14 protein-coding genes are annotated in these 11,789 nt (G+C 32.0%); 6 read left to right on the forward strand and 8 right to left on the reverse strand.

Annotated elements, in window-relative coordinates:
* The first annotated feature begins 115 nt into the window (after positions 1-115).
* The gene (locus tag GQR95_RS06790) at positions 116-2,308 is read left to right on the forward strand and encodes a TonB-dependent receptor (RefSeq protein ID WP_159022456.1); all 2,193 of its coding nucleotides are present in this window, start codon (positions 116-118) and stop codon (positions 2,306-2,308) included.
* 44 nt (positions 2,309-2,352) lie between these two features.
* Here the strand turns inward: GQR95_RS06790 and GQR95_RS06795 are convergent, their stop codons facing one another.
* On the reverse strand, positions 2,353-2,790 hold the full coding sequence (locus GQR95_RS06795) for a hypothetical protein (RefSeq protein ID WP_159022457.1): 438 nt from the start codon (positions 2,788-2,790) through the stop codon (positions 2,353-2,355).
* Positions 2,791-2,939: 149 nt separating this feature from the next.
* Between GQR95_RS06795 and greA the strand changes: the two genes are divergently transcribed.
* Positions 2,940-3,413: a transcription elongation factor GreA gene (greA, locus tag GQR95_RS06800; RefSeq protein WP_159022458.1), complete on the forward strand. Its 474-nt coding sequence runs from the start codon at positions 2,940-2,942 to the stop codon at positions 3,411-3,413.
* 112 nt (positions 3,414-3,525) lie between these two features.
* On the forward strand, positions 3,526-3,915 hold the full coding sequence (locus tag GQR95_RS06805) for an HIT family protein (RefSeq protein WP_159022459.1): 390 nt from the start codon (positions 3,526-3,528) through the stop codon (positions 3,913-3,915).
* On the opposite strand, the gene GQR95_RS06810 is transcribed toward GQR95_RS06805, so the two are convergent.
* Positions 3,916-5,088: a PAS domain-containing sensor histidine kinase gene (locus tag GQR95_RS06810; RefSeq protein ID WP_159022460.1), complete on the reverse strand. Its 1,173-nt coding sequence runs from the start codon at positions 5,086-5,088 to the stop codon at positions 3,916-3,918.
* A gap of 545 nt (positions 5,089-5,633) precedes the next feature.
* On the opposite strand from GQR95_RS06810, the gene GQR95_RS06815 reads away from it, so the two are divergent.
* Together GQR95_RS06815 and aat are read left to right on the forward strand one after the other, a co-directional pair.
* Positions 5,634-6,011, forward strand: coding sequence for a DUF3127 domain-containing protein (locus tag GQR95_RS06815; protein WP_159022461.1), 378 nt, complete (start codon positions 5,634-5,636; stop codon positions 6,009-6,011).
* 102 nt (positions 6,012-6,113) lie between these two features.
* Positions 6,114-6,737, forward strand: a complete 624-nt coding sequence (gene aat, locus GQR95_RS06820) for a leucyl/phenylalanyl-tRNA--protein transferase (protein WP_159022462.1) — start codon at positions 6,114-6,116, stop codon at positions 6,735-6,737.
* Position 6,738: 1 nt separating this feature from the next.
* Here the strand turns inward: aat and GQR95_RS06825 are convergent, their stop codons facing one another.
* The gene (locus tag GQR95_RS06825; protein ID WP_159022463.1) at positions 6,739-7,302 is read right to left on the reverse strand and encodes a DNA-3-methyladenine glycosylase I; all 564 of its coding nucleotides are present in this window, start codon (positions 7,300-7,302) and stop codon (positions 6,739-6,741) included.
* Between the two features lie 97 nt (positions 7,303-7,399).
* Here GQR95_RS06825 and GQR95_RS06830 point away from each other — a divergent pair, with 97 nt between their 5' ends.
* On the forward strand, positions 7,400-8,020 hold the full coding sequence (locus tag GQR95_RS06830) for a thioredoxin family protein (protein ID WP_159022464.1): 621 nt from the start codon (positions 7,400-7,402) through the stop codon (positions 8,018-8,020).
* Here GQR95_RS06830 and GQR95_RS06835 read toward each other — a convergent pair.
* From GQR95_RS06835 to GQR95_RS06855, 5 genes are all read right to left on the reverse strand, one after another.
* Positions 8,017-8,802, reverse strand: coding sequence for a hypothetical protein (locus tag GQR95_RS06835; RefSeq protein WP_199269646.1), 786 nt, complete (start codon positions 8,800-8,802; stop codon positions 8,017-8,019). The two genes, GQR95_RS06830 and GQR95_RS06835, sit on opposite strands and share 4 nt — an antisense overlap.
* A 55-nt stretch (positions 8,803-8,857) precedes the next feature.
* The gene (truB, locus tag GQR95_RS06840) at positions 8,858-9,553 is read right to left on the reverse strand and encodes a tRNA pseudouridine(55) synthase TruB (RefSeq protein ID WP_159022465.1); all 696 of its coding nucleotides are present in this window, start codon (positions 9,551-9,553) and stop codon (positions 8,858-8,860) included.
* A 1-nt stretch (position 9,554) separates the two neighbouring features.
* Positions 9,555-10,349, reverse strand: coding sequence for an undecaprenyl-diphosphate phosphatase (locus GQR95_RS06845; RefSeq protein WP_159022466.1), 795 nt, complete (start codon positions 10,347-10,349; stop codon positions 9,555-9,557).
* The gene (locus tag GQR95_RS06850) at positions 10,349-10,603 is read right to left on the reverse strand and encodes a DUF3098 domain-containing protein (RefSeq protein WP_159022467.1); all 255 of its coding nucleotides are present in this window, start codon (positions 10,601-10,603) and stop codon (positions 10,349-10,351) included. Before GQR95_RS06850 ends, GQR95_RS06845 begins: the two co-directional genes overlap by 1 nt.
* A 291-nt stretch (positions 10,604-10,894) precedes the next feature.
* A complete protein-coding gene (locus GQR95_RS06855) occupies positions 10,895-11,773 on the reverse strand; it encodes an ABC transporter permease (protein WP_159022468.1) in 879 nt (292 codons plus the stop codon).
* Positions 11,774-11,789: the final 16 nt, after the last annotated feature.

Below are 11,789 nucleotides of genomic sequence, written 5' to 3' on the forward strand. Positions count from 1 at the left end.
GATTTAAAATTTAAAATAGCAGTTTTAAAAATTGTATTTGTTTAAATACGCAAAAATTAATCAATCTAAAAATATAGAATAAGGACCTCTTTTTATTCGATTAACACATTTTCGAATGAAACATTTTTTTGTTTTAGCATGCTGCCTAATATCAGGGATTTCAGCATTTTCTCAAGAAGAGAAAGCACAAGATTCAACCACTGTTAACACCGAAACGTTAGATGAGGTTTTGGTTACAGCTGTTCGTGTACAAGCAACGTCACCAATTACACACTCTAATGTAGATAAAGCCGAATTGGCTAAGCGTAATTTAGGGCAAGATCTTCCCATGTTATTAAATTACTTACCTTCTGTGGTAACCACTAGCGACGCTGGTGCAGGTATAGGTTATACTGGAATTCGTGTGCGTGGTGTAAGTTCGCAATCTACAAATGTTACTATAAATGGAATTCCGTATAACGACTCGGAATCTTTAGGTACATTCTGGGTAAATTTAGGAGATATTGCTTCTTCTGTAGAAAGTTTACAATTGCAACGTGGTGTAGGAACATCTACAAATGGTTCTGGGGCATTTGGGGCAAGTATTAACGTCTTAACAGATGCCGTTTCTAATATAGCAAGTGCAGAAGTTTCTAACAGTTTTGGAAGTTTTAATACTAGAAAACACAATGCTAAATTTAGTTCTGGACTATTAAATAATCATATAGAAGTTGCAGGACGTTTGTCTATCATTAAGTCTGATGGGTATATAGATCGTGCATCAACAGATTTAAAATCTTATTTTTTACAAGCTTCTTATGTAGACGACAATACCTTAATTAAGGCTGTCGTTTTTGGAGGTCATGAAAACACATATCAATCTTGGAATGGTTTAGAAGATTTAGATAAATTAAAAAATGACAGAACTTATAATTCTGCAGGTATTTATACAGATGATGATGGCAATGTACAATTTTACGATAATGAAGTAGACGATTACCAACAAGACCACTATCAGTTACACTGGAATGAGCGTTATAATAATAATTGGACTACAAATTTAGGTTTAAACTACACGAAAGGAAGCGGGTATTTTGAGCAATATAAAGAAGATGAATCGTTTACAGATTATGGTCTAAATAACGTCTCTATTGGAACAACAACCATAGAAACTACAGACATTATTCGTCGTCGTTGGTTAGATAACGATTTTTATGTGATTAATGCGAATGCTAATTTTAAAAACGAAAAAATAAATGCCTTTTTTGGAGGATCGTTTAGTACGTACGATGGTGATCATTTTGGAGAAATAATTTGGTCTAAATATGCAAGTAATAGCGAAATTAGGGATCATTATTACGATGGTAACGGTAAGAAGAAAGATTTAAGCTTGTTTGCAAAAGCAACATATAGATTGAATACACAATGGAGTTTATTTGGAGATTTACAAATGCGTTTTGTAGATTATAAAACAACAGGAATAGATTCTGATCTTTCACCATTAACTATAGATGAGCAATACAATTTTTTTAACCCTAAAGCTGGGGTGACTTATGAATTAGATGGAAATAATAACATGTACTTCTCTTATGCAAGAGCAAACAGAGAACCAACAAGAGACGATTTTCAGAATAATCCAGATATTAAACCAGAACAATTAAACGATTTTGAATTGGGATGGAGACACGAAAAACAACGTTTTAAATTTAATGCCAATGTGTATTATATGCAATATAACGAGCAATTAGTATTGTCCGGAAGAATTGACGATGTTGGAAATCCGGTTAGAACAAACAGTGGAGAAAGTTACCGTTTAGGGTTGGAAATAGAATCGGCTATCGGGATTTCTAAAGCATTCTCTATTCGTCCTAATGTAACTTTTAGTACCAATAAAAATGAATCTGTTTACGCTTCTTTTGATGGAGAACTAAAAGATTTTGGATCTACAAACATTTCATTCTCTCCAGATATTGTTTTGGGTAATGCAATCGTTTTTCAGCCAAATGAAGATTTTCAAGTATCTTTTTTAAGTAAATATGTGAGTGAACAATATATGGGAAACACAGATTCTGAAAGATCTAAATTAGATAGCTATTTTGTAAATGATCTAAATATTACTTACGAATTTAAAATGCAGTCAATCTTTAAATCTATTATTCTAAGTGGTGTTGTAAACAATATATTTAATGAAAAATATGAGTCAAATGGTTATTATTATACTTACGATGATACTTGGAGTAATCCAAGCGCTGTAACAACTATAGAAGGTACAGGATATTATCCGCAAGCAACTACTAATTTTTTAGTAGGCGCAACTTTAAAATTTTAAATAAAAAAGGCGATTCTTAAAAGAGAATCGCCTTTTTTATTCTTCTAATCATTATATACCCGTATTGTTGTACCTGTTACTTTTACAAAATACGGTTTTAAAGTATATTCTCCTTCCGTATCTGTACTGGGATAACCATTTATAATATTGTATGTGTTGTCATCGCAATCGCAAGATGCTATAATACCATCTATTTCTAGTTTAGAACAAGAAGTAACAGCATGGTTTGGGTCTGTAAGTTCGAAAGCAGTATACATGCTAGATCCAATATAATATAAAACCACACCGTTAACACCGTAATTGTCTAAAATAATATAGTTTCCTGGGAAATTTAAAGCATTGTATTTTGGTAAGCTCGTGTTAATTAAAGTACCCGTATCAAAACTATAATCTGGAATGTATGGGTTGTCTTCATAAGTATCATTAGTGCTGCAATTCGCCATTAATAAGACGGTTATTGTAGCTAAAAAAAGTTTTTTCATAATAATAATTTCGATTTGCAATCTACAACAAAAAGTAGTTTGCTGTAAAAAATTTGTATATTTGTAACTAATCTCGTGTTGCGAGATTTTTTATGTTTTATGAACTGAGGTTTATGAAACATATTTTTTTTAATTAAAACGATAAAGTTATGAGTAAAGTATCTTATTATACTCCGGAAGGGCTAAAAAAGTTAAGAGACGAGCTAAGACAACTTAAAGATATAGAAAGACCACGCGCATCTCAAGCAATTGCTGAAGCTCGAGATAAGGGAGATTTAAGTGAAAATGCTGAATATGATGCTGCAAAAGAGGCTCAAGGTATGTTAGAAATGAAAATTTCTAAATTAGAAGAAGTCATGGCAGGAGCACGTGTAATTGACGAGTCTAAGTTAGACGCCTCTAAAGCGTTAGTATTATCTAAAGTGAAAATTAAAAACCAAACTAATGGTATGGAAATGAATTACATTTTGGTAGCAGATGGTGAAGCCGATTTAAAATCGGGCAGAATATCTGTAAATTCTCCTATTGGTAAAGGTTTATTAGGTAAATCTGTTGGTGATGTTGCCGAAATTCAAGTGCCAAGTGGTATTATGAAATTCGATATTGTAGAAATTTCTAGATAATAGTCTTTAGCGATTAAAAAATAAAGATTCCTATTGTTTTAAGCTGAAATTATTTCGGTTTGTACTAAAACTCTAGGAATCTTTCTATATTTACGTAATTAAATTAAATATTATGGCTTCTATTTTTAGTAAAATCATTTCAGGAGAAATTCCTTGTTATAAAGTAGCAGAAACAGATGATTTCTTAGCTTTTTTAGATATTAATCCGAATGCAAAGGGACATACGTTATGTATTCCAAAGCAAGAAGTAGATAAGATTTTTGATTTAGATGATGCGCTTTATTTAGGGTTAATGCGTTTCTCTAAGCAAGTCGCTAAAGCAATAGAAAAAGCAGTGCCTTGTAAACGTGTTGGAATGACTGTTATTGGTCTTGAAGTACCACATGCACACGTACATTTAATTCCGTTAAATGCTATGGAAGATGCATTGTTTTCAAAAAAAACTACACTTACCCAAGACGAGTTTGAGAAAACAGCAGCAGCTATTAGTGCAGCAATGTAATTAAGTAGTTTGCGTTAACTGTTTATCAATTTTTAAAGTGATTTGCATGGTTGTACCTTTTCCTATTTCGGAATGAGATACTTTTATTTTTCCATCATGAAAATCTTCAATAATACGTCGTGCTAGAGATAATCCTAATCCCCAACCTCGTTTTTTAGTTGTAAAACCAGGTTCGAAAATGCGATTAAATTGATTTTTAGAAAGTCCTTTTCCTGTATCGGAAATAGAAATTTTAACATCATGTTCGCTGGGTGTAATAACCACAGAAAGTTTTCCTCTTCCTTTCATGGCGTCTATAGCATTTTTAACCAGATTTTCTATAGTCCAACTGTATAATTGGGTGTTAAGTTGTACTAGAATAGCCGTATTTGGTATGTCTATACTAAAGTCTACTAATTTAGACGAACGTGATTTTAAGTAATCGTAGGCATCAATTGTTTCTTTAACAACATTTGCTTGTTCTAATGTTGGTACAGATCCTATTTTGCTAAAACGCTCGGTAATGGTTTCTAATCTACTAATGTCTATTTCTATCTCCTTAATATAATCTGGATTAACATCTTCAATTTTTAATATTTCTGTCCAACCAATTAAAGACGATAATGGCGTACCTATTTGGTGGGCTGTTTCTTTAGCCATTCCAGACCATAATTTATTTTGTGTAGCAATTTTTGTACTTCTGTAAAACACATACACTAAGCTTGCAAAAAGCACGAGTATAAGTACAAATGCAATAGGATAATATTTTAATTTGTTTAAAAGGGGAGAGTTTCCGTAGTATAAAGTGTTTAAAACTCGACCATCGTAAATAATTTCTATTGGGTTATTTTCTTTTTCAAAATCTAAAATAAGATCTTTTATATAAGTAGAGTCTTTATCTTTTATTTTACCTAAATTATTATGTTCAATATTACCATCTAAATCCACCATTATCATAGGTGTTGTGGTGTTACTTTGTAAAATTTGAAGCGGTAATTCCCCGATGTCTCCGTCTAAGTTTGTGCTTTTTATTAAGTCGCGCTGTGCTGCAGACCAGTTTTCCATCTTTATACGTTCCTCAGCTTTAAAACTTTGAAAGAACATATAAGTATTCCATAAAATAAGCGAGACTATAACAAACGAAAATCCGATAAATATCCAACGGATAAGATTTTTATGTTTAGTAAAAAGCATGAAAACTATTTTTAATGGTAATATAATGCAAATCTGTTAATAATATTGTGCTATCAAGTTACCAAATCATTTTTTGTTCATTGATAGAATACTTACCTTTGTCGAATATTAAAGAAGTAAAATAATTTCATTCAGACCTAAGTCCTTAGTAATAGATATGTTAAAAGGTTTTAGTTTAGTGTAGTAGCTTTAAGTGTATAGCTCTTGCGAGTACAATAGATGCTGAGGTGAAATTGAATTTATTACGATTTATTTTTTTAATGTATGAAGTGAAATCCACTAATTTTGGTATTTTCGCGAGCAAGACACATGCATCATAATTCAGTAAAACAGGCGTTGTAAATATAAAATATTTAAAGGGAGTGTAATTAATATTATAAATTACGACTGAGTACATCAGATGCCTTTAAATTTGTACTGAATGTGAGAAAGGTTTTGATATATTGATTAATACAAGCGTTTTAAAATTATAGAAATAATGTTTAAAAGCGTAATTGTCTTAAAGCATAAAATATAAAGTGAGTTTTTAATAGAAATTAAATGTAATGGAAGTACAAGGAAAAGTAAAAATGATAGGAGAAACCCAAACCTTCGGGAGTAATGGGTTCAGAAAAAGAGAGTTGGTAGTTACAACAGAAGAACAATATCCTCAGCATATATTAGTAGAATTTGTTCAAGACAAAACAGATTTACTAAACAGTTACACAGTAGGACAAAACGTAAAAGTGAGTATTAATTTAAGAGGTAGAGACTGGGTTAATCCACAAGGAGAAACTAAATATTTTAACTCTATCCAAGGTTGGAGAATTGAAGCAGTACAAGATGCAGCTTCAGGAGGAGCTGTTCCTCCAGTACCACCAGCAGATGCTTTTGAACCAGCATCTAGTTTAAATGAAGACGATCACGACGACTTACCTTTCTAGTTAAAGGTATACAATGACTAATTCAAAGTGTGATTAACCTCAATATCTAACGATATTGGGGTTTTTTCTTTTATACGAATTCTTTTTTTTTAAATTAGTATCATGAAATTTTTAAGTAATAAAATAGAATTTCCAAGTATAGATGAAGCCACAGAAGAAGGTTTAATTGCTGTTGGTGGCGATTTATCTACAGATCGTATATTGTTAGCCTACAAACGAGGGATTTTTCCTTGGTTTGAAGATGATAAAGCTATTTTGTGGTGGTCTCCAGATCCGCGTTTTGTGTTATATCCAGAAGAACTTAGGGTTTCTAAAAGTATGAAACAGTTTTTACGTAACTGTAGTCTTACGGTAACGGTAAATACTGCATTTCCTCAGGTTATAGAAGCCTGTGCAAGTATTAAGCGCAATGGGCAAGAAGGCACTTGGATTACTAATAATATGAATAAGGCGTATATAGAATTATACGAAATGGGTTTTGCTAAGTCTATTGAGGTTTGGAAAAATGATGAGCTTGTAGGCGGTTTTTATGGCCTAGATTTAGGAAACGATGTCTTTTGTGGAGAAAGCATGTTTTCTAAAGTAAGTAATGCTAGTAAGGCTGCTTTTATAACTTTTGTTCAAAATACAAATTATAAACTTATAGATTGTCAAGTGCATACACAGCATTTAGAGAGCCTTGGTGGCCGATCTATTCCTAGAGATCTATACTTAAGTTATTTGTAGTTTAAACCTCGTTGTATCTAAAACAATTTACTTCATGGTCGTTAACCATTCCGGTAGCCTGCATTTGTGCATAAATAACCGTAGATCCCACAAATTTAAATCCACGTGTTTTTAAATCTTTACTAATTGTATCACTTAAAGGTGTGTTGGCAGGAGAGTCTTTAAAATTTTTAAAACTGTTTTTAATAGTTTTTCCATCTACAAAATTCCAAATATAAGTGCTGAAGCTTCCAAACTCTTCCTGAATTTTTATAAAAGCTTGTGCATTAGTAATTGTCGCTTTTATTTTGAGTTTGTTTCTAATAATTCCGGCATCTTGAATTAATTCCTCGCATTTAGTTTCGTTGTATTTTGCTATTTTTTTATAATCGAAATTATCAAAAGCTTTTCTAAAATTTTCACGTTTTCTAAGTATTGTAATCCAACTTAAACCAGCCTGAAACGTTTCAAGAATTAAAAACTCGAACAGTGTCGCATCATCTTTTACAGGAACTCCCCATTCTAAATCGTGATACGCTTCATATAAATCATCGTTTTTGCACCAATCACATCTGTGTTTCTCCATCCTGTAAGGTTTTAATTTTAATACTACTAATGTAACAACAGTTACTTAAAAAACTACATTTAAGACTTAAATTTGTAGGGTAAATTTATAGAATTATATGGAAACAACACATAATATAGTTAAAAACGAAATTATTCAAAAGGGATTAGATAATGCAATGTCTTATCAAGATTTTAGAGAGTTAGTAAAAGAATTATCTAAAACAGGAGGCGCTACTGGTAACGAACAAAGTGCTGCTCTTGTAGGTTACACTAAAATTAACGAAAGCCGTATGAAGCGTTGGGATAAAACCTTAAAAGTTTCTGAAAACGATACAAAAGCTATTCAGGATTTTAAAGGAGATATTACATGGTTAGTTATTGCAGAAAGTTGGTGCGGAGATGCTGCTCACGTTATGCCTGTAATGAATAAAGTTACCCAATTAAATGAAAACATTAACCTTAGAGTTGTACTTCGTGATGATAATGATGCGTTAATGAATATGTTTTTAACTAACGGCGGAAAATCAATTCCAAAGTTAATTATGATAGATAATACTACGGGAGAGGTTGTAAATACATTTGGACCAAGACCAAAAACGGCCACTAAGTTAGTTGCAGATTATAAAGAAGAACACGGTGTGTTGACTCCGGAATTTAAGGAATCTTTACAAACATGGTATAACTTAAATAAAGGACAGAGTACTATTTCAGATTTAATAGGATTGTTAAAGGCTTAATCTTTGCCTTCAAAATAAAATGTAATCGAACCTATTTGAGAGGGTTTCGATACGTCTGTACTAAAACGTGCTTTTTTAGCATACTCCATTGCACTGCTAATTAAGCACTCGTTTTTAGAGGTAGAGGCATTGTTTAAATAAGAATCTGTAACATCTCCAGCTGCATTAACGGTGATGTTAATAATAATTTTTCCGCTAGCTTCACATAAATATATTGGTGTTGGCATATACATATGTGTTCTGTCTGTTAAAGAATAATGCATACTACTGTTTTTATTCGTAGACGCATTCATTGCAGTTTTGTCTTCAGAATTATTTCCGTTAGAGGCATTAGATTTACTCTTTTTTTGAGTTCTTGCTTTTAAAATACTATTTACACTATTAAAAGACGATAATTCTTGGGCATCTAAATTACTCTCTTCAGAATCTGAGTTTGTGTCTTCAAGTAAGTCTTCGGCTTCAGTAACTTCTTCGGTTTCTGTTAGTCTAGAATTTTCGTAATCTTTTGGAGGTTCAATCAGATTGTAAGCTTTTGCAAAACGTTTATTATTTTCTGTTTCGTTAAACGCTTTATTTGTTTCTGCTTTAGAATGCTCAAGCTCTTCTGCTAGTTTTTCGGCTTCTAATTCCTTTTCTGTTTTCTGCTCGGGTTGCATATTGTAAAACGTTTCAGAAAGGAGAATGTCATGCTTTGTAAGATGCATGTTAAACACAATAAGTAAAACTGTACCGGCAATAAGTGCAGTTATTAAGGCGGCTTTATGTGTGTCTGTTAATTTCAAAAAAAAGTAGGTATTGGGATCAAAATAAAAACTAATATACGGTTTTTCTGTAGCTTTAGCCTTTTAATTGCTCAATAAACTGTTCTGGGCTTAAGGCGTCATCAACATTAAAATCTCCTATTTTAGTTCTTCTTAGCTCAGATAAATGTGCTCCGGAGTTTAGCGCTTTTCCAAAATCGTTTGCTAAAGAACGTATATAAGTCCCTTTACTACAAACCACTCTAAATTCTAGATTGTGATCAGAAATATTGGTAATTTCAAATTCAGCAATATGAATAGTTCTTGGTTTAATATCTACAGAAACACCTGCTCGAGCAAATTCATACAATCGTTTTCCGTCTTTTTTTATAGCTGAAAAAACAGGTGGGTATTGTTCTATGTGTCCAATAAATTGTTTGGTAGTACCATGAATTAATTCTGAAGTAATATGGTCTTTAGGAAACGTTTCATTGATTTCTGTTTCTAAATCGAAAGATGGTGTTGTGCCTCCTAAAACTATAGTTCCTGTGTATTCTTTAATCTGACCTTGAAAGGTATCGATTTGCTTGGTCATTTTACCAGTGCAAATCACTAAAAGTCCAGTCGCTAAAGGATCGAGAGTTCCGGCATGACCAACTTTTATTTTTTTAATATTAAACGCTTGACGGATTTCCCAACGCAGTTTATTTACGGCTTGAAAAGAGGTCCAGTTTAATGGTTTGTCTATTAATAAGACTTCTCCGTTTAAGTAATCGTCTAGTGTTTTCTTCATATTAATTTAAAACAGTATAACCTATGGCGATAAAACCAACAATGGCACAATAGATAGCAAAGTATGATAATTTACTTTTTTTAACTAAAGAAATCATCCAAGTACAAGCAAAAAGTCCGCAAACAAAAGCAGCTATAAATCCAGCAGAAAGTGCAGTAATATCTGTGTTAGCTAAATTTAATTCGCCTCCTAAAATATCTTTAGCAATTTTCCCAAAGATTAACGGTACAACCATTAAAAATGAAAAACGCGCAGCTTTTGTTTTGTCGTTTCCAAGTAAAACTGAAGTCGATATTGTTGCTCCAGATCTTGAAATTCCTGGTAACATGGCAATGGCTTGCGAAACACCAATAATAAAAGCATTTTTAAAAGTTACTGGTTTTTCTGTATCCTTAGCTTTGTCTGCTAGGAAAAGTAATACCGAAGTTACAATTAACATGGCGCCTACTAAAAGTATATTTCCGTCGAAAAGTGATTCTAATTGTTTTTCAAAAAACAGTCCTATAATTACTGCAGGAATCATAGAGATTACAATTTTAGTTATAAACTGTAAATCTTCGTTCCATTCAAATTTTAAAGCACCTTTTATAAGTAAAAATATATCTTTTCTAAAGATTACCATGGTACTTAAAGCCGTTGCAAAGTGAAGTACTACAGTAAAAAGTAAGCTTTCTTCTGGCACAGAGTGGTCGCCAAGAAGTGCTTTAGCTATTTCTAAATGTCCGCTAGAAGAAACTGGTAAAAACTCTGTAAGTCCTTGAATAATACCAAGGATAATTGCATCTATAGTTTCCATTATTTTTTATTCGGATTTAAAAGGATGGCATAAATCTGAATTCCGAACCCAATTAAAATTAATGTTGGTGCTAATCGTATTCTTCTAAAACTAAAAACATCTGGACTAAAAACATTAGGGTCGTCACTACCACCTCCAGACATTAAAATAAAACCTAGCGCGATAATGCCAAGTCCGATAAGCATAAATTTATAGTTTTTCTTTCCGAAGATAAATTCATCTTTAGAAAGTTTATTTTGTTTTTGTTCTCCCATGTGTATTGTAATAATGCATTAGCTTAGAAAGCTCTGCAAATTAAAGGTTTTTATTTAAAACGAATTCTTAAAGCATACTTAAAAATTAGTCTAATTTAATAGAGTCTAAAATAGTAGCGTACTATGCTATAAAATTCTCGTTGTACTTTATATGCGCCGTATGTTGCTTGGGCTCTCATAACATCGAATCTTTCTTCTCCAAAATCAAAATCTTCGTTTAGTTTTTTACTTCCTTTTTACCGCTAATTACAACTAAAAAAAAGCAGTGCAAAACATAAGGATTTTATAATATTAATAATATAGTTGGTCCGTTTTTAAATTTAAGAAACGTTGTGTCGCAATAAATGTGCTAATCCAAGTAATTATAATACCTAGTAAAAAGATGGTAACAAATAAACCACCAATAAGAATGGGGTTGTTTAGTAATTCTAAATCAGGGAAGGTCTTGTTAAGGTAAAAGAACACAATAGCCATGCCTATTAACGCTAAAACGGCACCAATTATACCTAGTTTTACACTTTTCCAGACAAATGGTTTTCTAATAAAATGTTTTGTTGCACCCACCATTTGCATGGTTTTTATGGTAAAACGTTTAGAATATACAGAGAGTCTAATAGAACTGTTTATTAGTAATACTGCAATTAATGTAAAAATGGCACTAACTACTAAAATCCAGAAGCTAATACGTCTTACATTTTCGTTCATTAAGGTAACTAAGTCGTTATCGTAACGTACTTCGTCTACAAATGTTTTTGCTGTTGCTTCGTCTGATATAATTTTTAACTGCTCAGATGTTACAAAGTCGGCTTTTAAATGTACATCTATTGAGTTTTGAAGTGGATTAAAGCCTAAGAAATTCATGAAATCTTCACCATTTTCAGCCTTCATAAATTCTGCAGCTTGTTCTTTAGAAACATATTCGGTTGTTTTTACATAATCCGACATTGTTAAGCTCTTTTCCAGTTGTTTAATTTCAACGTCTTTAGCCGTTTCTTTTAGGTAAATAGTAACCACAACTTGCTCCTTAAAATGGTCTGCAAGTTTTTTAGTGTTTAGCACGAGCATGCCCAGTAAACCAAGTAAAAATAAAACTAAAGCAATACTCAATACCACAGAAAAATAAGACGATATTAATCTACGTTTCTGATAATTTTCAAAAGATGAGCTCATATAAGGCGTGAATTTG

It is taken from the genome of Formosa sp. L2A11, assembly GCF_009796865.1.
In the GTDB taxonomy this organism is placed as follows: Bacteria; Bacteroidota; Bacteroidia; order Flavobacteriales; family Flavobacteriaceae; genus Formosa.

Excerpts from the sequence above, each read along its gene's own strand:
- GQR95_RS06790 (WP_159022456.1), top strand. The coding sequence starts at position 116 with ATGAAACATTTTTTTGTTTTAGCATGCTGCCTAATATCAGGGATTTCA.
- GQR95_RS06795 (WP_159022457.1), bottom strand. The coding sequence starts at position 2,790 with ATGAAAAAACTTTTTTTAGCTACAATAACCGTCTTATTAATGGCGAAT.
- greA (WP_159022458.1), top strand. The coding sequence starts at position 2,940 with ATGAGTAAAGTATCTTATTATACTCCGGAAGGGCTAAAAAAGTTAAGA.
- GQR95_RS06805 (WP_159022459.1), top strand. The coding sequence starts at position 3,526 with ATGGCTTCTATTTTTAGTAAAATCATTTCAGGAGAAATTCCTTGTTAT.
- GQR95_RS06810 (WP_159022460.1), bottom strand. The coding sequence starts at position 5,088 with ATGCTTTTTACTAAACATAAAAATCTTATCCGTTGGATATTTATCGGA.
- GQR95_RS06815 (WP_159022461.1), top strand. The coding sequence starts at position 5,634 with ATGGAAGTACAAGGAAAAGTAAAAATGATAGGAGAAACCCAAACCTTC.
- aat (WP_159022462.1), top strand. The coding sequence starts at position 6,114 with ATGAAATTTTTAAGTAATAAAATAGAATTTCCAAGTATAGATGAAGCC.
- GQR95_RS06825 (WP_159022463.1), bottom strand. The coding sequence starts at position 7,302 with ATGGAGAAACACAGATGTGATTGGTGCAAAAACGATGATTTATATGAA.
- GQR95_RS06830 (WP_159022464.1), top strand. The coding sequence starts at position 7,400 with ATGGAAACAACACATAATATAGTTAAAAACGAAATTATTCAAAAGGGA.
- truB (WP_159022465.1), bottom strand. The coding sequence starts at position 9,553 with ATGAAGAAAACACTAGACGATTACTTAAACGGAGAAGTCTTATTAATA.
- GQR95_RS06845 (WP_159022466.1), bottom strand. The coding sequence starts at position 10,349 with ATGGAAACTATAGATGCAATTATCCTTGGTATTATTCAAGGACTTACA.
- GQR95_RS06850 (WP_159022467.1), bottom strand. The coding sequence starts at position 10,603 with ATGGGAGAACAAAAACAAAATAAACTTTCTAAAGATGAATTTATCTTC.
- GQR95_RS06855 (WP_159022468.1), bottom strand. The coding sequence starts at position 11,773 with ATGAGCTCATCTTTTGAAAATTATCAGAAACGTAGATTAATATCGTCT.